Source organism: Miltoncostaea marina (assembly GCF_018141525.1).
Classification (GTDB): domain Bacteria; phylum Actinomycetota; class Thermoleophilia; order Miltoncostaeales; family Miltoncostaeaceae; genus Miltoncostaea; species Miltoncostaea marina.
The window spans coordinates 910,405-932,128 of sequence record NZ_CP064655.1 but is presented as its reverse complement, the minus strand read 5'-3'; the positions used below and the strand labels follow the sequence as shown (position 1 = coordinate 932,128).

Below are 21,724 nucleotides of genomic sequence, written 5' to 3'. Positions count from 1 at the left end.
CGGCTAGCTCAGGACCGCGCTGTCGATGTTGGTGAAGACCTGGTCGCGCATCCCGGCCTGATCGACCGCGGTGATGACGGTGCGGTTCTGGACGGAGACGACGAAGGCCATGCGGTCCATGAGCACGACGCTCTCGCGCCCGCCCTTGGCCGCCAGCCGGTCGACCGCGCCCTCGAGGCGACCCTGCAGGTCGGGGGTGACGGCGATCTCGCGCTGCGACAGGCGCTGCACCGCGTGGGCGCTCCAGCGCACCGGCTGCGGGGACGCCGCCGGGCGCAGGCGCTCGGCGAGCATGCCGTCGAACCCGGGCGCCGCGACCTCGCGCGCGCGGCCGGCGGCCGCGGCGGACGTCGTGCCCGCCACCGCGCCGGCCGGCGCGACGGGGCGCTCGATGCTCACGGGCGCACCTCCGTCACGAGGCCGGGGTCGACCTCGACCCCGTTCACGACCAGCGCCATCGAGCCGTCGCCGGCCACTCGCAGGCGCTCGACCACCCCGGTGACCGGGTCGGCGCCGCCCGCGGGCGCGTAGGAGACGGTCCTGCCGATCAGCGCCGATCCCTCGGCGAGCCGGCTGGACAGCGCCAGCGCGCGGATGTCGCGCGCCATGTTGGTGGTCTGCTCGAGCTGCGAGAACTGCGCCATCTGCGCGATGTACTCGGTGTCGGACATCGGCTCGAGCGGGTTCTGGTTGGAGATCTGGCTGGCCAGGATCCGCAGGAAGCCCTCCGACGAGAAGATGTCGACGGGCGCCTCCTTCGCCGTGGCCCGGTTCGCGGCCGGGGTGAACGGCCCGGTGACCGCGTCGGTGGTGAGTGGCGGCATGGGCGCCTCCTATGCCAAGAGGTCGAGCCGGCCGGCGGCGCCGGCGGCGACGGTGACCGGTCCGGCGCCCGCGAGCGCGACGGGCGTGCCGTCGGCCTCGAGCACCTCGCCCCGGACGGCGGCGCGGCCGGACCCGCGCGACGACGCCCCGGCGTCGCGCGGGTCGCCGCCGCCGCCGTAGGAGACGTCCAGCGAGTCCAGCGAGTAGCCCAGCTCGTCGAGCGCCGAGCCGAGGTGCGCGAGCGAGCCCTGCAGCATGCGCGCCGCCTCGGGCCGGTCGGCGATGATCTGGGCCTGCATCACGCCCTCGACCATCGTCACGCGGATGGTCAGGTGCCCGAGCTCCGGCGGGCGCAGGCTGATGAGCAGCTCGCGGCCGCCCTCGCGCACCGCCATGCGGACCCCGGCGCCGAGCTCGTGCGCCAGCTCGCGGGGCGTGGTGACCGCGCCGTGGCGGACGAGGGCGTCCACCACGCCGTGCGCCACCGGCGCTGGCGCGGGGGTCGCGGCCGGCGCGAGGCCGGCCGGGGGCTCGGCGACGCGGGCGGCCGGGGCGGCCTCCGCGGCGGCGTGCCGCACCGGCGCCGGCGCCGGCGCCTCCTCGGCGCCGGCGGCCGTGGCCGGGACCGCGCCCGACGCGGGGGTCGCCGCCGGGTCGGCCTGCGTCAGCGTCAGCGTGAGCGTGGCCGCCGGGGCGGGCCCGGCGGGCCGGTCCGCGCCCGCGGTGCCGGCGACGGGGGTCGCCGGGCCGGCCGCCGCGGGGGCGGCCGTCGCGTCGGGGCCGTCGGCCGCCGGCACGCCGGCGGCCGCGGCGAGCGCCGCCGCGGTGGCCGTGCCCGCCGGGGCGGGGGCCGGGGCGCCGCCGTCGTCGCCGGCGACGGCGACGGCGGCGGCGGTCGTGGCCGGCGGCGTCGCGGCCTGGGCGGCCGCGACCGCCGCGATGGCGGCCGCGACGTCCGCGGCGACGACCTCCGTGACCGGGGCGCCGGCGTCGGCGGCGCCCTCCTGCTGCAGCTCCCCCGGCAGGGGTCCGGCTGCGTCTGCTGTGAGGACCGGGGCGGGCTCGCCCGCCGGGGCGGTGGCGGCGTGGCCGTCCAGCACGGCCACGAACCCTCCGTCCGCCGTCTCCACGAGGGCCCCCGTGGCGCTGTCGCCACCGGCTCCCGTCGCGGGGGCGGCGCCCCCTCGGCCCGGGGCCACCGGCGGCGGCCCGAGCTGAAGATCCATCATCCCAACCACACCGTCCTTCCGTGTCGGCGTCGTGCGGCGCGCCGCGCCGGCCGGAGGCCGGCGCGCTCCGCGCCCCCTCCCTATCGGCAGCGCGACCCCGATCCAGGAGTCCCGCGCCGCCGGCCGGTCCTACGCCGCCGCGCCCCCGTGGACGCGCGCCCTGCGGGCGGCCAGCTCGTCCATGAGGACCGCGTCGCGGCGCGCCAGCTCGGCGCCGTGGCGCTGCTCGGCCCTACGGCGCAGCTGCACGAGCGCCTCGCGGTCCTGGCTCGCCCTGACCATGTCGGCGCGCCGGTCGTCGGCGACCGCCTCGAGGCGCGCGACCCCCGAGCGCTCGTGGGCGGCGCGGGCGCGGAGGATCGCGAGGTCCTCGTGGGCGGCCCGCAGCCGGTCGAGGCCGATCGGCTCGCCCATCATGCGGCGCAGCCCGTCCAGGCCGCGCCGTACGGCGTCCTCGGCCGCGACGGCCCGCTCCTGCTGCGCCGCCACGGCGGCCATCGCCTGCGCGAGCTCCTGGCGCACCAGGTCCTCACGGCGCACGCGGTGGTCCAGCACCTGCTCGAGGCGGAAGCGGAAGCGGTCGCTCACGCCCCCTCTATCGGCGCCCGCCGCGGGCCCTTGACCGCCGCGCGCCCCGGTCCTCCGGCGCGGCGCGCTAGGCGCGCGCGGCCGCCGCGGCCGCCTCGGCGACCGGCGCCAGGCCGCCGGCCCGCACCACGTCGCGCATCGAGAGCACGCCCACCAGCTCGGAGCCCTCGAACACGAGCACGTGCCGCACCCCGTGCTTGATCATGAGCGTCGCGGCGTCGGCGATCGGCCAGTCGGGCGCGGCCGACACCACGGCGCCCGTCATGTGGTCCTCGACGAGCTCGCGGGCCGGGTCGAGCCCGTTGGCGACCGCCCGCAGCAGGTCGCGCTCCGTGACCACCGCCGGCCCGGGGAGCGTCCCGTCCAGCACGATCGCCGCACCCGTGCGGTGGTGCACCATCCGCGACGCCGCCTGCTGGAGGGTGTGCTCGGGTCCCACGATGGCGCTCACGTGAGTCATCGCGTCCTTGACCCGCATCTCCAGCTCCCCTCGTCACTTTTGTTGCGAAGTCGTAGGGTGCCATGCGGGCGGGGACGTTTCAACCGCCGCCGGTCCTGGAACGCCGCGCCGGTGAGCCACCTCACAGCGCCGGGCGGCGGGCGGCACCCGTCGGGCGGGCACCCGTCCCGCGGCGGCCCGACGGCGCCCCGCGAGCTCAGACGGTGAAGCGGCCCACCGTCCCGGCTCAGCTGGTCCGGGACAGCTCCGCGAGGCTCCTGGCCGTGGCGGCGATCTCCTCGCCGGAGGCCGCCGTCTGCTGGATCGACGGGGCGACCTCCTCGGTCGCGGCCGCGTTCTCCTCGCTGGAGGCGGCGACGGTGGCGACGGAGGCGACGATCGCGGCGGCGGCCTCGAAGTCGAGCCGCAGGCGCAGTCGTACGGGCGGATCGCGACGCGGTTCACGGCGGCCGCTTCCGTGGGGAGGCGGCCGGCCGCTCGTGCGCCCTCCGGGTGCATCGACGCCGTCGGAGCCCCGCGTGAGGGCCACGGCGGCGCTCAGGCGGGGACCACCTCGACGCCGGGCGGCAGCGGGTTGAACGCGCCGGTGAGGCCCGCGGCCGCCTCGCCCGGCGCCTCGGCCACGACCGGGCCGGGCGTGCCCGTCAGCGCCAGCAGGCGGCCGAGCGCCTCGTCGCGCGAGTAGGGGTCGTGCGTGCCCTGGCGCAGGTAGGCGTCGATGTCGCCCATCTTGGCCCGCGCCTCGTCGACCCGGGGGTCGGAGCCCGGGATGTAGGCGCCGATGGCGATGAGGTCCTCGGCGCGCTTGTGCGCGGCCAGCAGGCCGCGCAGCCGCCCGCCGGCCTCGAGGTGCTCGGGCGCGAGCAGCTGCGGCGCCAGCCGCGAGACCGACTGCAGGACGTCGATCGCCGGGTAGTGGTGGCGGTGGGCGAGCTCGCGCGAGAGCACGACGTGGCCGTCGAGGATCGAGCGCACGGCGTCGGCCACCGGCTCGTTCATGTCGTCGCCGTCCACCAGCACCGTGTAGAGCGCCGTGATGCTCCCGGACGGCGACGTGCCGGCCCGCTCGAGCAGCCGCGGCAGCATGGCGAACACCGACGGCGTGTAGCCGCGGGTCGCGGGCGGCTCGCCGATGGCCAGGCCGACCTCGCGCTGCGCCGTGGCGAGGCGGGTGACCGAGTCCATCATCAGGAGCACGTCGGCGCCGCCGTCGCGGAACCACTCGGCGATCGTCGTGGCGACGAAGGCGGCCTTGATGCGCACGAGCGCCGGCTGGTCGGAGGTCGCGACCACCACGACGCTGCGGGCGAGGCCCTCCGGCCCGAGGTCGTTCTCGATGAACTCGCGCACCTCGCGGCCGCGCTCGCCCACGAGCGCGATGACGTTGACGTCGGCCGTCGTGCCGCGGGCCATCATGCCCATCGTGGTGCTCTTGCCCACGCCCGAGCCGGCGAAGATGCCGATGCGCTGGCCGCGGCCGCACGGCATGAGCGTGTCGATGGCGCGCACGCCGAGCGGCAGCGGCGTGCGGATGACCGGCCGGTCGAGCGGGTCGGGCGGCGGCGCGTCGATCGGCCGGCGCGCCTCCACGCGCGGCGGCGGCCCGCCGTCCACCGGGCGCCCGAGGCCGTCGAGCACGCGCCCCAGCAACCCCTGGCCCAGGTCGACGCGCAGGGCGCCGCCCGAGGCGATCACGGTCTGGCCGGGGGCGATGCCGGTGGCGTCGCCGAGCGGCATGAGCAGGGTGCGGCCCTCGCGGAAGCCGACCACCTCGGCCTGCAGCGGCGGGCGCCCGGCGCGGTGGCCCGGCAGGACGATCTCGCAGCGCTCCCCCACCGCGGCCTCGGGGCCGCGGCTCTCGACCACGAGCCCGATCAGCTCCGAGACCCGGCCGTTGAGCCGGAAGGGGTCGAGCGCGCGCAGCCGCGCCCGCGCCGGCGCGAGGTCGACGGTGCTCACGGCTCGACCAGCAGCTCGTCGGGCGGGGCGGTCAGCCCCTCCAGGACGCGGGCGAGCTGGCTCTCGAAGGTCGCGTCGACGTCCCCGCCGGTGGTCTGCAGCACGCAGGAGCCGCGGCCGACGCGCGGGTCGTCGACCACGTCGAGCCGCGCGATGCCGCCCATCGACTCGAGGATCCCCGGCGCGGCGGCGCGGCAGGCCGACAGGTCGGCCGGGTGCACCATCGCCACGAGCGCCGAGCGGTCGGCCGCGCGGCGGATCGCGCCCCGCAGCACCTCCTCCACCCGCTCGGGCCGCGCGTGCACCTCGGCGCGCACGATGCGCGAGGCCACCTCGATCGCCAGCACCGTGGCCTCGGCGGCCGCGTCGTCCTCCAGCCGCCGGCGGTGCGCCTCGAGGTCGCCGGCCAGCGCCGAGAGCGCCGAGAGCGCGTCCGCCAGCTCCGCCCGGGCCTCCTCCAGCCCGGCGGCGAGGCCCTCCTCGCGGGCCGCGGCGAGCACCGCCTCGCGCTCGGCGCGGGCGGCCGCGACGATGGCCCCGGCCTCCCGCTCGGCGGCCGCGCGGGCCTCCTCGGGCGTGCCGGGGGTTGGCGGGCGGGGCGCGGGCGGGCGCAGCCGCAGCTCGACGGGCGCCGCGGCCAGCGCGGCGCCGCGCAGCGGGCTACGCGACAAGCTGGTCCTCCCCGCCGCGCACGATCACGATCGTGCCGGCCTCCTCGAGGCGGCGGATGACCGCCACGACCCGCTGCTGGGCCTCCTCGACGTCCTTGATCCGGACCGGGCCCATGAACTCGAGGTCCTCCTTGATGTTCTGGGCGGCGCGCTCGCTCATGTTGCGGTAGATCGCCTCCTGCACCTCGGACGACGTGCCCTTGAGCGCGACGGCGAGCTCCTTGGCGTCCACCTCGCGCAGCACCTGCTGGATGCTGCGGTCGTCGAGCACCGTGATGTCCTCGAACAGGAACATCATGCGGCGCACCTCGTCGGCGAGCTCGGGGTTCTGCTCCTCCAGCGTCTCGAGGATCGTGCGCTCGGTGCCGCGGTCGACCTGGTTGAGCAGGTCCACCAGCGAGCGCAGGCCGCCGGCCGAGGTGAAGTCCTGGTTGATGACGTTGCTCAGCTTGCGCTCGAGCACGCGCTCGATCTCGCGGATCACCTCGGGGGCGGTGCGGTCCATCATCGCGATCCGCATCGCCACGTCGGCCCCCTGCGCCTCGGGCAGCGCGCTCACGACCTGGGCCGCCGTGTCGGCGGGCAGGTAGGCGAGGATCAGCGCCACCGTCTGGGGGTGCTCGTTGGCGATCACGTTGAGGATCTGCGAGGCGTCGGTGCGCCGCAGGAACTCGAACGGGCTCACCTGGATGGAGCTCGACAGGCGGTTCATGACCTCGTCGGCGCGGTCGCCGCCGAGGGCCTTCTCGAGCACCTCGCGGGCGTAGTCGACGCCGCCCTCGGCGATGTACTCCTGGGCGACGGCCGTCTCGTAGAACTCCTCGACGACGGCCTGCTTGAGCTCCGGGTTGATGTGCCCGATGCCGGCGATCTCCAGCGTCAGCTCGTCGATCTCGTCCTGGCGGAGGTGGCGGAAGACCGACGCGGAGGCCTCGCTGCCGAGGCTCACGAGCAGGATCGCGGCCTTCTGGCGGCCGTTCATGGTCGCGGTGGACATCGCCCCCTCCTAGCGGCTGTCGAGGAGCCAGCCGCGCAGCAGCTGCGCGACGTCGTCCGGCTTGCGGCGGGCGAGGTCCTCCATCTCCGCCTCGATCTCGGTCTTGCGCTGGCCCTCGAGCTGGCGCGTCGGGCCGGCCGGCTGGCCGGCGGAGAGCTCCGACACCGGCACGGGGCCGGCCTTCAGCAGCTCCGGGAGCGTCTTCTCGAGGTCCGTCTGGCGGCGGCGCAGCGAGCGGCGGGCGAAGAGGGCGAGCAGCAGCACGCCGACGCCGGCCGCGCCGGTCTTGGCCAGGCCGACGAGATCGAGCCCGCCGCCCTCGCCGGCCGTCGCGGCCTCCTCGCCGGCGGCCGCCGCCGACGTGGCCGCGGTGCCCTCCTCGGAGAACGGGACGGCCTGCACGCTGATCGTGTCGCCGCGCCCGGCGTCGAAGCCGACCGCCGAGGCGATCGTGTCCTCGAGCCCGGCGACGACCGCGTTCGGCACCTCGTCGCTCACCTGCACGGAGACGGTCTGCTTCACGACCTCGCCGGGCGTCTTGACCACCTGCGAGCGGGTGCGGTCCACGCCGTTGCGGGTCGTCTCGGAGGTCTTCGAGTACTCCGTCTCGCCGCCGGCGGCGGCCGCGCCGGCCGGGTAGTTGGTGCCGCCGGGGGTGTTGGGCGTGGCGCCCGTGGCGCCGCCGGCGCCCCCGCCGGTCGAGTTGAGGGTCTCCTCGTCGGTCTGCGTCTCGAGCGGGGTCGAGCTGTCCTCGTCGAAGGTCTCGGAGTCGGTCGTGACCTGGTCCAGGTTCAGCTGGGCGCGCACTTGGGTGACCGCCTTGCCCGGGCCGAGCACGGCGGCGAGCATGCCGTCGAGCCGGCTCTGCACGCGGCGCTCGTAGTTCGACTCGAGCTCCATGCGCTGGGCGGCCGCGCTCGCGCCGCTCGCGTCGTCGGCGCCCTCCAGCACGTTGCCCTGCGAGTCGGTGATCGTGACCTGCTTCGTCTCCAGGCCCGGGACGGCCATCGCGACGAGCCTGGTCACCCCCTTCACCTGGGCGGGCTCCAGCTCCTGGCCGGGCCGCATGTCGAGCACCACCGCGGCGGTCGTCGGCTTCTGCTCGTCGGTGAAGAGCTGCTCCTCGGGCATGCCGATCTTCACCGTCGCCGAGCTCACCTGGTCGAGCCGGCCGATGGTGCGCGAGAGCTCGCCCTCCATCGCCCGCACGAGGTTGACCCGGTTCGTGAAGTCGGTGGCGCCGAGCCCGGACTTGTCGAAGATCTCGTAGCCGACCCCCGAGCCGCCCTCCAGCACGTTGGAGGCGGCCAGGTCCAGGCGGGCGCTGTCGAGCCGCTCCGACGGCACCTGGACCGCCGTGCCGCCGTCGCCGAGCTTGTAGGGGATGCCGAGCTCCTCGAGCTCGGTGGTGATGGCGGCGGCGTCGCGCGCGTTGGCCGCCGTGGCGAGGGTCGAGTACGACGCCTCCCCCGACAGGCGGGTGAGCAGGAACACGCCGACGAGGAAGATCAGGACGGCGCCGATGAGCAGGCGCCGGCTGGGGCCGGTCAGCCCCTCCCAGAACCCGGTGATGCGTGACAGTGCTCCCACGGCGCCCTATCCCTCCTAGACCTGCATCCGGCTGAGCTCCTGCCAGCCCTCGACGAGCTTGTTGCGGACCTGCACGGCGGTGGTGAACATCAGGTCGGCCTGCTCGACGGCCACGAGGGCCTCGGTCGTGTCGGCCTTCCCCACCGCCGCCTGCTCGGAGAGCCTCTCGGAACCCACCATCTGCGAGTTGAGCCCCGCGACCGCTTTCGTGAGCATGTCGCCGAAGCCGGCGTCGGCGCCCCCCGGCGCGCGGGCCTCGGCGGCGGCGCCCAGCCCCGACGCGGCGCCCGCGCCCAGCGGGCCGAACGGCATCGCGGGCACGGCCCCGATGGGCGGCAGCGGGGTCACTGGATGATCCTCAGCGCGTCGCGGTGCATGGACTTCGTGGCCTCGAAGGCCGTCACGTTGGCCTGGAAGGCGCGCGTGGCGGCGACCATGTCCACCATCTCGGTGACGGCGTCCACGTTGGGCCGGGTGACGTAGCCGTCGGCGTCCGCCTCGGGGTGGCCGGGCTCGTAGACCCGCCGCAGCGGCGTGGGGTCCTCCGTGATCCCGGTGACGGCCACGCCCTGGGCGGCGGCCCCGCCCGCGGCCCCGCCGACGCCCGCCGGCAGCGTGAACCGCTCGCCGGAGGCGGGGGCGGTCGACACGACCTTGCGCCGGTAGGCGTCGCCCACGCCGTTCGTGCTGTCGGCGTTGGCCAGGTTGCTGGCGATCACGTCCATGCGGAGGCGCTCGGCCGTGAGGCCGGTCGCGCTGATGCCCAGCGCGGGGAACATGCTCATCTGTGAGCTCCTCTGGTGTGGGGGCTACCGGCCGGTCACGGCCATGCGGAACTGGGTGAAGCGCTTGTCCAGCATCGCCACGACCGTCTGGTGGGCGAGCTGGTTGGCGGCGAGCTCGGCCATCTCGGCGTCGGGGTCGACGTTCGAGCCGTCCACCCGCATCGTGGTGCCGGACGACGAGACGGCCGGTCGCGAGGACTCCACCGCGTCGCCCTGCGCGAAGGGCGAGGGCAGCGAGGTCGCCGGGCCGCGGCCCATGCGCGAGCGGTCGTCCTCGACCGCCTTCGCGAGCGCCGACTCGAACTGCACCTCGATGCGCTTGTAGCCCGGGGTCTCGGCGTTCGCGATGTTGCTCGCGAGCGCCGTGTGCCGGGCATCGTAGCCGCGCGCGGCGGCGGTGAGCACCTCTGTCGTGAGGTCGCCGAAGAACATCAGAGCACGCCTCCCACGTCGGCCAGCATCGGCTCGATCTCCTCCATGAGCGCCGCGAGCCGCCCGGCGCCGAGGCCGAGCGCCTCCGCCGAGCCGGGGTCGATCGCGCCCGGCACCGCCCCCGCGCCCAGGCCGACGCCGAGCATCATGCAGCCGGCGTCGGCGACGTGGACGCAGTGCGACAGGCGCGGCTCGAGGCGCGCCAGGCCGGGCGAGTGGTGGTGGCGGATCGCCTCCTCCAGCTCGGGCGGGAACCCCCAGGAGGCCCCGATCCGGGCGCCGAGCTCGGCGTGGTCGAAGCCCAGCAGGCGCCGCTCCACCTCGTGCACGGGAAGCCCGTGCTCCTCGGCGGTGCGGCTGACCTCCTCGAAGGCGTGCTCCATGTGGCCGGCCAGGACGGTCTTGCCGATGTCGTGCAGCAGCCCGGCCACGAACGCCTGCTCCACCGGGGCGAGCTGCACCTCGACGGCCAGCCGGCGGGCGGCGAAGGCGACGGCCAGCGAGTGGCGCCACAGCTCGCCGCGGCTCAGCCCGTAGGCCGGCAGCGGCGCGCTCATCACCCGCGAGCCGTGGCTCGAGACGGCGAGGCTCTTCACCGCCGAGAAGCCGAGCAGCACCACCGCCTCGCTGGCGGTGGTGACCCGGCGCCGGTGGCCGTAGAAGGACGAGTTGGCGAGCTTGAGGATGGCCGCGGTGAGCCCCTGATCGCGCAGCACCGCCTGGGTGAGCGCGCCCACCGTCATCGCCGGGTCGTCGCACGCGGCGACGACCTCCGCGACGCTCGACGGCATCGGCGGCAGGCCGGCCACCGCCGCGGCGACCTCCTCCACGGTGAGCCGTGTGATCGTGCTCATGCGCGCCCCCGCCCGGCCGTGCCGCTAGGCCAGCGCCGGGGCGAGCGTCTCCCCCTCGGCCGCCCGCTCGGCGACCAGCGCGGTCCAGGCATCGCACAGCACGCCGAGGTCGTCGATCACCTCGCCGAGCGTCCGGGCGTCGACCGTCTCAGGGTCGAGGCGGCGCAGCACGTACTCGTAGATGGAGCCGAGGTGGCGGGCGATGGAGCCGGCCGCCGGGTCGAGGCCCCGGTCGAGCTCCTCCACGATCGCGCGCACGCGGCCGGTGAGCCGGGCCGTCTCGCCGCGGTCGCCGCGCAGCGCGGCCTCGCGGGCCTCGGCGCCGAAGCGCAGGGCGCCCTCGAAGAGCATGAGCACCAGGCCCTCCGGCGACGCGGACAGCACCTGCTCAGGGGACGGTGAAGGGGTCATCGGGACCTCTCGGTCGAGGAGATTGATGGCGCGGGGTTCCGTCCCCTGGTGCGCCGGCGTCGCTCCCGTGCCGGCCCCCCTCTTCTCGACCCCGATGCCCCCGTCCTTGAGCCCGTCCGGCGCGATCCGGCCGGACGGGCCCGGCGGGTCAGTGCTCCCAGGCCACCAGGAAGCCCGGCTCGGCGCCCCCGCCGTCCGGGCGCCGCGGCACGACGCGCGCGGCGCAGGCCAGCCGGCCGCTCTCGGCGGCCGGCACGAGGGCGCGGAAGCGGTGCTCGCCGCCGGCGCCGCCCTCGTGGATGGCGGGCACCACCCGGCGCGGCACGATGCCGCCGTGGCCGTCGGCGTGGCCGGCGACCACCTCCACGCAGACGTCGTCGATCGACAGCGCGCCGAGCGTCGCGACGACCTCCACCGCGAGCTCGGACCCGACCGGCACCACGCCGCCGGCCTGCAGCGAGGAGCGCACCGCCACCTCCGGCCAGGCCGCCCGCAGGCGCTCGCGCCAGTCGGCGAGCCGCCGCGTGAGGGCGCCGTCGCCGGCCGCCAGGGCGACCGCCGACCGGTGGGCCGGGATGTAGGCCCGCTCGGCGTACTCGCGCACCATCCGCCCGGTGCTGAACGTCGCGCCCGCGCGGCGGATCGACGCGGTCATCATGGCGGTCCAGTCGCGCGGCCGGTCGGAGGGGTCCCGGGTGAAGAAGGCCGGGATCACCTCGCGCTCCAGCAGCGTGTAGAGCGCCTCGGCCTCGACCGCGTCGTTCTCCTCGGGGTCGTCGTAGGTCTCGCCGCTGCCGATCGCCCAGCCGCAGTCGGGCGAGTAGCCCTCGGCCCACCAGCCGTCGAGCACTGACAGGTTGAGCGCGCCGTTGACCGCCGCCTTCATGCCGCTGGTGCCCGAAGCCTCGAGCGGCCGGCGCGGCACGTTGAGCCAGACGTCGGCCCCCTGCACGAGGTAGCGCGCCACGTGCATGTCGTAGTCCTCCAGGAAGACCACCCGGTTGCGCAGCCGCGGCCGGTGCGACTCCTGCACCACGCTGCGCAGCAGGTCCTTGCCGGGGCCGTCCATCGGGTGCGCCTTGCCGGCGACGATGAACTGGATCGGCCGGTCCTCGTCGTCGAGCAGCGCGGCGAGGCGCTCGGGGTCGCGGAACAGCAGGTCGGCGCGCTTGTAGGTCGCGAAGCGGCGGGCGAAGCAGACCGTGAGGGCGTCGGGGCGCAGGGCCTCGGCGGCGGCGCGGGCGGCCACCCGCCGCGAGCCCTGGCGCGCGAGCTGCTCCTGCAGGCGCTCGCGGGCGAACAGCACGAGCCGCTCCCGGCGCAGCTCGTGCACCCGCCACAGCTCCCCCGCGGGGATGCGGTCGGCCCGCTCCCACACCCGGGGGTCCTCGGGGTGCTCGCGCAGCGACGGGCCGATGTAGGTGTCGAGCAGCTCGTGCATCTCGCGGCTGAGCCAGCTGAAGGGGTGGATGCCGTTCGTCACGCTGGTGATCGGCACCTCCTCGAGCGGCAGCTCGGGCCACAGGCCGCGCCACATGCGCCGCGAGGTGTCGCCGTGCAGCGCCGCGACCCCGTTGGCGAAGCCGGAGGTGCGCAGCGCCAGCGGCGTCATCCCGAAGGCGGCGTCGCCCTCCTCGGGGTAGGCCGCCAGCGCGGCGAGGTCGTCCCAGCTCATCCCCGCCTCCCCGGCCAGCGGCTCCAGGTAGGCGCGGGCGAGCGCCGGGTCGAAGATCTCGTTGCCCGCCGGCACGGGCGTGTGGGTGGTGAAGACCGTCGAGGCGACCACCCGCTCGCGGGCCTCGGCCAGGCTCAGGCCGCGCTCGGCGGTGAGGGAGCGGATGCGCTCCAGCGCGATCAGCGCGGAGTGGCCCTCGTTCATGTGGAAGACGGTCGGCGCGAGCCCGGCCTGCTCGAGGGCGCGCACGCCGCCCACGCCGAGGAGGATCTCCTGGCGGATGCGCAGGTCGCGGTCGCCGCCGTAGAGCACGCTGGTGATGTCCCGCGCCGCGGGGCTGTTGCCCTCGATGTCCGAGTCGAGCAGCAGCAGCGGCACCCGGCCCACCTGGATGCGCCGCAGGGCCGCGCGGACGGTCTCCTCGCCGATCCGCACCTCCACCACCACGGGGGTCCCGTCCGGCCCGGCCTGGTCGGCGATCGGCAGGTCGGCCCAGTCGGTGTCGGGGTACCGCTCGCGCTGGCCGCCGTCGGGCCCCAGCGTCTGGCGGAAGTAGCCGCTGCGGTAGAGCAGGCCCACGCCCACCAGCGGCACGCCGATGTCGGACGCCGACTTGAGGTGGTCGCCAGCCAGCACGCCGAGCCCGCCGGAGTAGAGGGGGATGCCGGCGTCGAGGCCGAACTCCAGCGAGAAGTAGCCGACGCGCATGCCCTCCGCGTCCGGGTTGGCCGGCACCAGCCAGCCCGGCGACTCGAGGTAGGCGTCGAGGCGCCGCGCCACGCGACCCACCATCGCGACGAAGCTCTCGTCGGCGGCCGCCGCGTCGAGCCGCTCCTGCGGCAGCTCGCGCAGCAGCGCGACCGGGTTCTGGCCCAGGCGCTCCCACGCCTCGGGGTCGAGCCGCGCGAACAGGTCGCGCGCCTCGGGGCTCCACGAGGACCACACGTTGCGGGCGATCTCCCCGAGCCAGGCCAGGCGCTCGGGGAGCGCCGGATGGACGTCGACCTCGTGGACCTTCATGCGCTGGTCTCCTCCCGTCGGCGGGCCTGGGCCGGGCCCGCGTCGGCTCGTGGGACGACACGGCGGCGCGTGGACGCCGCCCCTTCCGGGACCGGCGGATCATAGGCGAGGCGGGTCGCCGCCGCGGCCCGTCGCCGTGGTGGTTCCCGCCGGGGGGCGGCGCGCTACCGCGCGCTGTCGAGCAGGCGGGAGCTGGCGGCCGGCGCGGGACGGTAGCCGGCCAGCGCCGCGCGGCCGTTGCCGAGGCCGGCGATCTCGCGGCCGAGCGCCTCGCGGGCGGCCCGGGCGCGCTCGAGCAGATCGGCCTGGCCGCGCCGCAGCGCGTCCGCGAGCGCGCGCGCCTCGGCGAGGTCGGCGCCGCGAAGGGCGGCGGCGCCCGCGGAGCCGATGCGGGCCTGCAGGCGCATGCGCTCCTCGTGCAGCTCGTCCAGCCGCGCGAGGTCGCCCCGCCCGAGGGCGTCGGCCTGCGCGAGCTGCAGCTCGCGCAGGCGGCGCAGGTCAGCCAGCAAGGTTGACGCCGAGCACGGGGCCGCGGCGCTGCGTCTGGGGCTTCGGCGAGGAGGCGATCTGGGCCCAGGCGGCGCGCAGCTCGGCCATGTGGCGCACGGCCTCGTCGATCTCGGCCACGTCCCGGTCGAGCCGGGCGGCGGTCAGGCGCTCGCCGACGTAGCCGTAGAGGCTGGCCAGGTTCTCCGCGACCTCGCCCTGGGTCATGTCGAGGGTGGCGCGCAGCTCGGTCACGATGGCCTGGGCCTTCGTGAGCCGCACCCCCGCCTCGCCGACGTCGTCGCGGCCGAGGGCCGCCCTGGCCTGGGCGGCGAAGCGCAGGAAGCCGTCGTAGAGCATGACCACGAGCTGTCCCGGGGTCGCCGTCTGGGCGGTGTGGGTCTGGTACTGACGGAGTTCGGTCAGCAAGGTGGGTGCCCTCCCTCGATGGCGCTGCTGGTGGTGGTCATGTCCGGGGCCGCCGGGCGGCCGGTCAGGCGGAGAGGCCCGCGAGCTGCGCCGCGAGGTTGCCGCCCTGGGCCTGGAACTGCGCGACGGCGGTCTCCATCGCCGCGAACTGCTGCTTGAGCCGCTGCTCGCGCACGGTCATCACGTCCTCGAGCGTCGCGATCTTGTCGTCCATCCGCTTGAGCGAGGCGGTGAACCCGGTGAGGCGCTCCGAGAGCGTCTGGCTCGAGAAGGTGTCGGCGAAGTGCCGGATCTGGCGGGCGATGCCGTCGCCGGCGCCGACGCCGGCCACCGCGTCCTCGCGGCCGAGCACGGCGGCGACGGCCGCCGGGTCGGCGTCGAGGGCGGCGCGCAGCTTGGCCCCGTCGAGCGTCATCGTGCCGTCGCGGGCCGAGGTGATGCCGATCTGGGCGAGCGAGTCGTACGCGCCGCCGAGGCCGGCCACCGCCGCGCCCGCGATCGAGCGGATCTGGCCGCCCATCGAGCTGATCGACGAGTCGCCCTGCAGCGTGCCCGCGGTCTTCGTGGCCGCGTCGTAGCTCGTCGCCAGGCGGACGTTGCGGATCAGGGCGTTGTAGGCGTCGACGAACGCCGTGACCGTCGCCTCGGCGCCGGCCGGGTCGGCCCCCACCGTGACGGTGGTGGTGCCCTCCTTGGCCAGCACCACGTCCACGCCGCTGATGGCGCCCTGGATCGTGTTCCCTGAGCTGGTGACGGCCACGCCGTTGATCGTCGCGGTCGCGTCCTGCGCCGCCTGGGTGGTCGTGAAGCCGAAGTCGGCGGCCGCGCTGCCGCCCACCGAGATCGCGCCCGCGGTGCCGCTCTCCCGGGCGATGAGCACGAGGCGCCCGTTGACCACGCTGGCGCTCACGCCAGGGTCATCGGCGGCGTTGACCCGGTCGGCGAACGTCTGGACGGTGTCCCCGGCCTCCATCGCCACGGAGGTCGTGGCCCCGCCGGCGGTGATGTCGAGCTGGCGGCCGGCCGTGAAGGCCACGCCCGGCGCCGAGGCCATCGTGTGGGCCTGCGCGAGCGCCGTGACCTGGACGTTGTAGACGCCCTTCGCCGCGGCGGCGCCGGCGGAGGCCGACAGCACCGTGGGGTCGGCCGCGGTCGCGGTCTTGCCCTGCAGGGCGCCCGGCTCGGAGAGCTTGGCGGCGGCGTCCTTCAGCTTGCCGAGCAGCCCGTTGATCTCCTGGACCACGCCCTGCTTGGCGGTGAGCTGGGTCTTCTGGGCCTTGACCCGGTCGATCGGCATGCGCTCGAGCTTCATCAGCGCGTCCACGATCGCGGCGGTGTCGATGCCCGAGGCGAGCCCCGAGAACGACAGCGAGGCGGAGGTGCTCACGACGCGGCGTCCACGCGCAAACCCGAGGGCGCGATGGCGGCGACGGCGTCGCGCACCCGGCGCGAGGGGATCTCGCGCAGCACCTCGCCCGTCTGGCGGTCGTACATCGTCACGGTCACCGTGTTGGTCGCCTCGTCGATCTCGAATCTGGCGTCCACATCGGCGGCCGTGAGGACGAACTTGAGGGTGCTGCGGGGCTCCCAGCGGCCCTCGCCGCCGGTCGCCATCGGCCTGGCCGGCGGCGCGTCGGCGCCCTCGGCGGGGGCCGCGCGCTCAGAGCGACGCGGGGCCGGCTCGGCGGTCGGCTCGGGGACCGCCGGCGGTGCGGTGACGTCCATGTCCCCCCCTCGGTCGTGATCCTGGAGCCCCGGGCGCGCCCGGGTGCGACCCCCATCGGCGCCCGGGCGCCGATGCTTGAGCCCCGCCCGGCGACGGTGCGGCTGGCCCTCGGCGGCCCGCAGCCGTCACTCCAGGTGGGCGTGGACGTGGACCGTCAGATCGCCCAGCAGGTTGGTGTAGCTGCCGTACTCGTTGTCGTACCAGCCGAACACCTTGGCGTGGGTCACGGGCACCTCGACCACCGTGGAGGCCATCTCCGCCAGGACGTCATCCGGCACGCCGGGCAGGGCGGCGAGATCGACCCGCACGAAGCCCGTGCGGGTGTGGGTCTCCACGCCCTCGATCACCACGGCCGCGCGCGTCGCGCGGACGTCGGCCGGCACGTTCTGGCGGTCGCTGAAGCGCAGGAGCCCGCCGGCCGCGTGCTCCTCCTCGTACGTCCGGTTGAGCAGGTCGCGCGTCACGGCGCCGTCGCCGTCGGCGGCCCGGCCGAGCTGGAACGTCACGTTCAGGATGATCAGGGACTCGGTCGGGATGGGGACGCGCACGGAGTCGGACATGAACCCGATCGAGCCGACGTCCGGGACCACCTGCTCGAGGGCGCTCGCCGCGTTGGTGGACGTGAGGATGATGCTGTTGAGCGCGCTCCTGTTGCGCCGCAGGTCGCGCGCGCCGGCCGCGGGCACCGTGTCGAGCACGCTCTGCGAGTTGGTCGCCGCGTGCACGGTGCTCATCGACGCCGTCATCAGGCTGGTGCCCCCGAACCGGTCGAGCAGGGGCTTCACCATGTGGGCGAGCGCGGTCGTCGTGCACGAGGTCGCCGAGACCAGGTGATGGCGGGCCGGGTCGAAGACGTCGTGGTTGATGCCGTAGACGAGGGCGACCGCGTCCTCGGGGGGCGGCGCGCCGTCCGCGGCCGACTTGAACGCCGCGCTGTAGAGCACCTTCTCCGCCCCCGCCGCCAGATGCCCGCGCACCGAGCCGCCGGGCGCGTCGACCGGCCGGGTGGGGTCGTCGAAGGCGCCGGTCGTATCGACGACGATGCGGACGCGGTTGCCGCGCCAGTCGATGTCCCTCGGGTTGCGCGCGTCCTGCAGCACCGTGACCGGGACGCCGTCGACCTCGATCACGCCGCGCTCCCGGTCGGCGATGCGCACGCATGGATCGGCGTCGACCCCGTGCAGGAAGCGATGGACGGTGCCGTACGTGGAGTCATGCTCGATGACCCCGCAGACCGCCTCGAGATCCCGGCCGACCGGGCGGCCCACGTTGACGACGAGCCGCCCGAAGTGCCGGCGCGCCACGTGGTGCCAGAGCGTCAGCTTGCCGATCCGCCCGAGCCCGTTGATGCCGAGGGGCTCACCCTCGTTCCACGCCTCCGTCCCGTCGGACATCCCAACCCCTCCCCTCGCCGTCACTGCTGTGCGCGCCCACGCACGGGGACGTCGATCACGTCGTGCGCCCCCAGATGGACCGAGCCGTCGATGCCGTTGATCGAGATCAGGTCGCCCGTGCGGACGGTCCACCGCCCCATGCGCGACGGGCCCGCGTCCCCGTCGACGTCGAACGGCCGGGCGCCGACCACGCACGTCTTGCCGAGCCGCTTCGCGGCGACCGCGGCGTGGCTCGTGACGCCGCCGACCGCGGTCAGCAGGCCGTCGGAACGCAGCACGGCCGGGATGTCGTCGGGCACGGTGTCGCGCCGCAGCAGGATGACCGGGTCGTCGGGGAAGCGCGCCCGCAGGCGGTCGATGTCGTCGAGGCGGTGGGCGGCCCGCCCACTGAGCGCCCCGCCGCCCACCCCGATGCCGCCCGCGATGCGCGCGGCGCGCAGCGCGGGCGTGTCGAGGAAGGCCGGCAGCACCGCGCTCGCGGCCGTGACCATGTCGCGGGTCTGGAGCACGTAGAGCTCGTCGCGGCGATCGCCCTCGAAGGTGAACTCCACCTCCTGGTGGTTCATCCCGACGTCCTCGACGAGCGTGCGGGCCAGGTCGGCGAGGGCCGCGTGGATCTCGGGGAAGGACCGCTCCAGCGAGACCGGCGACGTCCGTCGCTCGGCGAGGCGCTGCCGCTCCCCGAGCGGGAACGTCTCGACCAGCCCGCCCACCACGTCGTCGCCCTGCGCCTTCAGGATGAAGTCGCCGTAGGGCTCGGCCGCGTCGGAGTCGCCCGACGGCGGCCGCGTCAGCATGACGCCCGTGCCCGAGCGCATCCCGAGGTTGCCGAAGACCATCGCCTGGACGACCACGCCGGTGCCCCAGCCGTCGGAGATGCCGAGCTCCGCCCGGTAGAGGCGCGCCCGGTCGCTGTCCCAGGACCGCCTGACGCGCCGGACGCACTCCATCAGCTGCGCGAACGGCTCGTCGATCAGCGACACCCCCTCGGCCAGGATCAGGGCGCGGTACTCGCCCGCCAGCTCGGCCATCTGGCCGGCCGCGAGGAGCGCTTTCTTCTCGACCGCGTGGCGGTGCTTGAACCCGCGGATCAGCGCGTCGAAGCGCTCGCGCGGGATCCCGTCGCTCATGCCCCAGAGCTGCAGGAACCGGCGATAGGCGTCCCACGCCGACCACGCGCGGCCGGGCGAGGCCGCCAGCCCCGCCACGACCTCGGGGCTCGCGCCGACGTTCAGGAAGCTCTCGAGCATGCCCGGCATGCTGATCGGCGCGCCGCCCCGCACCGAGAGCAGCAGCGGGCGGGCCGGGTCGCCGAAGCGGCCGCCGGCGTCGCGCTCGAGGCGCGCGACGCCGTCCGACACCAGAGCGGCAAGCCGCTCGTCGCCGCCGTCGTCGCGGCCGGGCTGGATGCTGAGCACGAACCCCGCCGGCACGCGGAAGCCGAGGTCGGCGAGGCGGGTGAGCATGTACCCCTTGTTGCCGAGCGCGACGATGCCGTCCCGCCGGTGCGACCGGTCGCCGATGCGGACCGCGTGCGGCGGGCGGCGGCCGGCGACGGCGCCGGGCAGCACCTCGTCGTCGGGCCCGTCGGCGAGGGCGTGCAGCAGCCGGCCCACGAGGAGATCGAGGCGCGACAGCCCGAAGCTCTCCGCGATGAGCTCCCGCTCGAGCGCCTCCACGTGCTTGAGGACCGACTCCTCCTCCGATTCGCCCGGCGCCCTGGCGAGCACCCCCTCGCGGACCATCGAGCTGCAGGCGCGGCGGGCCGGCTCCTCGTAGACGTCGAGGATGCGGGCGCGGACGAGCCCTTCGATGTTGCGGGACATGAGCTGGAAGACGTTGCGGTACTGATCGCGGCGCACGCCCGGCCGCTCGACCGCCTCGTCGAGCATGGCGACGCAGTGCGCGAGCCCCTGCGCCCGGTAGCCATCGGTGCGGAGGGCACGCATCAGGAGCCGCAGCCAGCCGGCCACCCTTCGCATGTCGCCGCGGTTCGGCCGCTCCAGCGGCTCGTCGTCGATCACGCGCTCGAACAGCGCGGTGGCGAGCGACTCCAGCCGCAGGATCAGCCCGACCGCGTCGAGGCGCTCCTCCCGGTAGGAGCCGTACATGCTCGGGATGCCGACCGCGATGTGCCGCTTCAGGTAGATGTCCTCGACCGGGGCCGGCTCGCCCGGCCGCAGGACCACCACGCGCAGCGCCTCGAGCGCCTGCATGACGAGCTCGAGCGCGGCGTCGTGGCGCCCCTCGGCCATCGCGCGCTCCAGGTCGCGCGCGACGCCCGCCCCGACGGCGCCCGCGCCGCGCAGCCGCCGCAGCACGTCCGCGTGGTCGAGCGCGTACTTGCGGCGCAGCTCGGCCCGCACGCGGAAGATGAGCTCGAGCTTCTCGCCGGCGACGGGGTCGGGCGCCGCCACCTCGTCGCGGAGCGCGGCGACCGCGTGGGGCTCGAGCGCGAGGAGCGCCTCCACCCCGCCGGCCAGCTCTGCCGCGGCGGCGGTGACCGCGCAGAGCGCCGCCGCCTCGCCGTCGCCGCCGCCCGCGAGCCGACGCCCGATCGACTCCGGGACGTACGCGGCGAGGCCCGCCGTGTCGCCGGTCGCCCAGTAGCGGACGATCTCCTCGGCGAAGGGGATGAGGCGCGGGTTGCACTCGACGTGGCTCTGCTTGCGCAGCAGGTGGCACAGCGGGTCGCGCCGGCCCGCGAGCTCGTCGAGCCGCGTCGACGTCGCGCGCAGCTCGCCCTCGGCGCCGATCTCGCTGAAGTACACCGGGAACACCCGCAGGAGCTGCTTGACGTACAGGTAGGCGGGGCCGATGTCGCGCGCGAGCAGGGTCGAGACGTCGCGCTGGAAGAGGTCGGTGTCGGCGATGAAGACGCCGCCGAGGCGCAGGTGCGCGACCAGGCCCGCGATCAGCCTCCGAGCGAGCGCGGGCCCGGCCCCGATCACCGCCAGGTGGGCGCGGACGCCGCGCAGGTGCGCGGGGTCGACGCGGACGCCCCATTCGTCGGTGTAGCCGCCGAATCGCGGGTGAGCCACCCCGAGCTCGAGCATCTCGTCCACGAGGACGCTGGCGAGCCGCGGTTCGCCCCTGGACATCACCTCGCCGCCGAGCTGGGCCACCAGGTCGGTGAACGCCCGTGTCTGCGGCAGGTCGCCGCGCCGCAGCAGGCGGAACACCTCGCGCACGAGGCCTTCGCGGTCGCCCGGCTCACCGAGCAGCCGCGAGCACAGGCGCCCCACGTCCCGCAGCGCCGCATCCTGCACGACGCCCAGCAGGGGGTGCCCGAGCACCCGCAGCAGCCAGTGGATCCTCGCGAGCGTCGGGTCACGTCCGGCGTCGCGGGCGGTGAAGGCCTCCGCCGCCTCGAGGTGGGCGCGCGCGATCTGGCTGTCGTCGGGCAGCGCCAGGAGGCGCTCCGCACGCGCCCGGGGACCGCCCTCGGCGGCGACGGCGGCCGCGAGCTCCGCCGCGCGGAGGCGCAGGCGCTCGTGGGAGATCCGCGCGACGCGCTCCGGGAGGTCCGTCCCCCAACCCTCAGGCGCCACCTGGCGGTACCAGGCCCCTGGGTCCGGCTGCGCGGTCCACCGCCGGTAGGTCTCCTCCAGGGCGTAGGCCAGCAGCGCCAGCGCGTCCTCCGCAGCGCCGCCGACGACGGCCGGCGGCGCTTCTGCCAGCGCGCGGGCGAGCCGCTTGAGCCCCGGCGAGATGGCGGCCGTCGTCGCCGGACCGGCCTCGAGCAGGCGCGCCAGCCGCGCCATCGCGGCGCGCAGCACCGGGACGTTGCGCTCGAGACGCCCGCCCGAGCGGGTCGCGATGGCGGTCAGGTACATCAGCCATCGGCGGGTGGCGTCGCTGCGCAGCTGCTCGTCGCCGGCGCGCTCGACGACCATCGCGTAGAGGTCGCAGTAGACCCCGAGCGCCTCCGCGCCGCGCTCGTGCGCGTTCAGCCGGTGGAGGTCGCCCATGGCCCGGCGGTGGATGTCGTCCAGCACCTGGCGCCAGCCGACGTACCGGTGGTGGACTTCGCGCAGCAGGTCGCGGGTCGCGCCCTGCACGCCGAGCCACCCCGACGTGATCTCGAGCAGCACGGCGTGCTCGTCGGGGATCACGACCTCGACGGCCGTCCTCGCGAGGTTCACCCCGAGGGCGCCGCCGCTCTCGCTGGCCGTCGTGGTCGCCATCCTCCG

At 75.7% G+C, this 21,724-nt stretch carries 22 protein-coding genes; all 22 read right to left on the bottom strand.

Translation table 11 applies throughout. The features are described from left to right. Positions 1-3 precede the first annotated feature (3 nt). Positions 4-399 (bottom strand): TIGR02530 family flagellar biosynthesis protein, encoded by a 396-nt coding sequence (locus ITJ85_RS04640; RefSeq protein WP_217915189.1) that lies wholly within the window; start codon positions 397-399, stop codon positions 4-6. Then, complete coding sequence (locus ITJ85_RS04635) at positions 396-824, bottom strand: flagellar hook capping FlgD N-terminal domain-containing protein (RefSeq protein WP_217915188.1); 429 nt, start codon at positions 822-824, stop codon at positions 396-398. Before ITJ85_RS04635 ends, ITJ85_RS04640 begins: the two co-directional genes overlap by 4 nt. A gap of 9 nt (positions 825-833) precedes the next feature. Beyond that, positions 834-1,955: a flagellar hook-length control protein FliK gene (locus ITJ85_RS17345; protein ID WP_217915187.1), complete on the bottom strand. Its 1,122-nt coding sequence runs from the start codon at positions 1,953-1,955 to the stop codon at positions 834-836. A 228-nt stretch (positions 1,956-2,183) separates the two neighbouring features. Continuing rightward, positions 2,184-2,642, bottom strand: coding sequence for a flagellar export protein FliJ (locus ITJ85_RS04625; protein WP_217915186.1), 459 nt, complete (start codon positions 2,640-2,642; stop codon positions 2,184-2,186). Between the two features lie 67 nt (positions 2,643-2,709). Continuing rightward, the gene (locus ITJ85_RS04620) at positions 2,710-3,120 is read right to left on the bottom strand and encodes a CBS domain-containing protein (protein ID WP_343232978.1); all 411 of its coding nucleotides are present in this window, start codon (positions 3,118-3,120) and stop codon (positions 2,710-2,712) included. 208 nt (positions 3,121-3,328) lie between these two features. Next, on the bottom strand, positions 3,329-3,631 hold the full coding sequence (locus ITJ85_RS04615) for a hypothetical protein (protein WP_217915184.1): 303 nt from the start codon (positions 3,629-3,631) through the stop codon (positions 3,329-3,331). Positions 3,632-3,639: 8 nt separating this feature from the next. Continuing rightward, entirely contained in the window at positions 3,640-5,061 is a 1,422-nt protein-coding gene (locus tag ITJ85_RS04610) for a FliI/YscN family ATPase (protein WP_217915183.1), read from the bottom strand. Beyond that, positions 5,058-5,732, bottom strand: a complete 675-nt coding sequence (locus ITJ85_RS04605; RefSeq protein ID WP_217915182.1) for a FliH/SctL family protein — start codon at positions 5,730-5,732, stop codon at positions 5,058-5,060. Before ITJ85_RS04605 ends, ITJ85_RS04610 begins: the two co-directional genes overlap by 4 nt. Then, positions 5,722-6,729: a flagellar motor switch protein FliG gene (fliG, locus tag ITJ85_RS04600; RefSeq protein WP_217915181.1), complete on the bottom strand. Its 1,008-nt coding sequence runs from the start codon at positions 6,727-6,729 to the stop codon at positions 5,722-5,724. The genes ITJ85_RS04605 and fliG overlap by 11 nt, the downstream gene beginning before the upstream one ends. A gap of 9 nt (positions 6,730-6,738) precedes the next feature. Next, complete coding sequence (gene fliF, locus ITJ85_RS04595; protein ID WP_217915180.1) at positions 6,739-8,319, bottom strand: flagellar basal-body MS-ring/collar protein FliF; 1,581 nt, start codon at positions 8,317-8,319, stop codon at positions 6,739-6,741. A 15-nt stretch (positions 8,320-8,334) separates the two neighbouring features. Next, the gene (fliE, locus tag ITJ85_RS04590) at positions 8,335-8,667 is read right to left on the bottom strand and encodes a flagellar hook-basal body complex protein FliE (RefSeq protein WP_217915179.1); all 333 of its coding nucleotides are present in this window, start codon (positions 8,665-8,667) and stop codon (positions 8,335-8,337) included. Continuing rightward, positions 8,664-9,104, bottom strand: coding sequence for a flagellar basal body rod protein FlgC (flgC, locus tag ITJ85_RS04585; protein WP_217915178.1), 441 nt, complete (start codon positions 9,102-9,104; stop codon positions 8,664-8,666). Before flgC ends, fliE begins: the two co-directional genes overlap by 4 nt. A gap of 24 nt (positions 9,105-9,128) precedes the next feature. Further along, positions 9,129-9,536 (bottom strand): flagellar basal body rod protein FlgB, encoded by a 408-nt coding sequence (gene flgB, locus ITJ85_RS04580; RefSeq protein ID WP_217915177.1) that lies wholly within the window; start codon positions 9,534-9,536, stop codon positions 9,129-9,131. Continuing rightward, entirely contained in the window at positions 9,536-10,390 is an 855-nt protein-coding gene (locus ITJ85_RS04575; protein ID WP_217915176.1) for an HDOD domain-containing protein, read from the bottom strand. The genes flgB and ITJ85_RS04575 overlap by 1 nt, the downstream gene beginning before the upstream one ends. Positions 10,391-10,414: 24 nt before the next feature. Further along, positions 10,415-10,801: a flagellar export chaperone FliS gene (locus ITJ85_RS04570; RefSeq protein ID WP_217915175.1), complete on the bottom strand. Its 387-nt coding sequence runs from the start codon at positions 10,799-10,801 to the stop codon at positions 10,415-10,417. Between the two features lie 148 nt (positions 10,802-10,949). Beyond that, positions 10,950-13,496: an alpha-glucan family phosphorylase gene (gene glgP, locus ITJ85_RS04565; RefSeq protein WP_217915174.1), complete on the bottom strand. Its 2,547-nt coding sequence runs from the start codon at positions 13,494-13,496 to the stop codon at positions 10,950-10,952. 164 nt (positions 13,497-13,660) lie between these two features. After that, positions 13,661-14,005: a hypothetical protein gene (locus ITJ85_RS04560; protein ID WP_217915173.1), complete on the bottom strand. Its 345-nt coding sequence runs from the start codon at positions 14,003-14,005 to the stop codon at positions 13,661-13,663. Beyond that, positions 13,995-14,411 carry a flagellar export chaperone FliS gene (gene fliS / locus ITJ85_RS04555; protein ID WP_217915172.1) on the bottom strand — a complete coding sequence of 139 codons (417 nt, stop codon included), beginning with the start codon at positions 14,409-14,411 and terminating at the stop codon, positions 13,995-13,997. Before fliS ends, ITJ85_RS04560 begins: the two co-directional genes overlap by 11 nt. Before the next feature lie 64 nt (positions 14,412-14,475). Further along, on the bottom strand, positions 14,476-15,798 hold the full coding sequence (fliD, locus tag ITJ85_RS04550; protein ID WP_217915171.1) for a flagellar filament capping protein FliD: 1,323 nt from the start codon (positions 15,796-15,798) through the stop codon (positions 14,476-14,478). Further along, positions 15,795-16,136, bottom strand: coding sequence for a flagellar protein FlaG (locus tag ITJ85_RS04545; protein ID WP_217915170.1), 342 nt, complete (start codon positions 16,134-16,136; stop codon positions 15,795-15,797). The genes fliD and ITJ85_RS04545 overlap by 4 nt, the downstream gene beginning before the upstream one ends. Before the next feature lie 126 nt (positions 16,137-16,262). After that, entirely contained in the window at positions 16,263-17,531 is a 1,269-nt protein-coding gene (locus ITJ85_RS04540) for a glyceraldehyde 3-phosphate dehydrogenase NAD-binding domain-containing protein (RefSeq protein ID WP_217915169.1), read from the bottom strand. 20 nt (positions 17,532-17,551) lie between these two features. After that, entirely contained in the window at positions 17,552-21,718 is a 4,167-nt protein-coding gene (locus tag ITJ85_RS04535; protein ID WP_217915168.1) for a PEP/pyruvate-binding domain-containing protein, read from the bottom strand. Between the last annotated feature and the right edge of the window lie 6 nt (positions 21,719-21,724).

Excerpts from the sequence above, each read along its gene's own strand:
- flgC (WP_217915178.1), bottom strand. The coding sequence starts at position 9,104 with ATGAGCATGTTCCCCGCGCTGGGCATCAGCGCGACCGGCCTCACGGCC.
- ITJ85_RS04535 (WP_217915168.1), bottom strand. The coding sequence starts at position 21,718 with ATGGCGACCACGACGGCCAGCGAGAGCGGCGGCGCCCTCGGGGTGAAC.
- ITJ85_RS04635 (WP_217915188.1), bottom strand. The coding sequence starts at position 824 with ATGCCGCCACTCACCACCGACGCGGTCACCGGGCCGTTCACCCCGGCC.
- glgP (WP_217915174.1), bottom strand. The coding sequence starts at position 13,496 with ATGAAGGTCCACGAGGTCGACGTCCATCCGGCGCTCCCCGAGCGCCTG.
- ITJ85_RS04620 (WP_343232978.1), bottom strand. The coding sequence starts at position 3,120 with ATGCGGGTCAAGGACGCGATGACTCACGTGAGCGCCATCGTGGGACCC.
- fliG (WP_217915181.1), bottom strand. The coding sequence starts at position 6,729 with ATGTCCACCGCGACCATGAACGGCCGCCAGAAGGCCGCGATCCTGCTC.
- ITJ85_RS04575 (WP_217915176.1), bottom strand. The coding sequence starts at position 10,390 with ATGAGCACGATCACACGGCTCACCGTGGAGGAGGTCGCCGCGGCGGTG.
- ITJ85_RS04570 (WP_217915175.1), bottom strand. The coding sequence starts at position 10,801 with ATGACCCCTTCACCGTCCCCTGAGCAGGTGCTGTCCGCGTCGCCGGAG.
- ITJ85_RS04545 (WP_217915170.1), bottom strand. The coding sequence starts at position 16,136 with ATGGACGTCACCGCACCGCCGGCGGTCCCCGAGCCGACCGCCGAGCCG.
- flgB (WP_217915177.1), bottom strand. The coding sequence starts at position 9,536 with ATGTTCTTCGGCGACCTCACGACAGAGGTGCTCACCGCCGCCGCGCGC.
- ITJ85_RS04540 (WP_217915169.1), bottom strand. The coding sequence starts at position 17,531 with ATGTCCGACGGGACGGAGGCGTGGAACGAGGGTGAGCCCCTCGGCATC.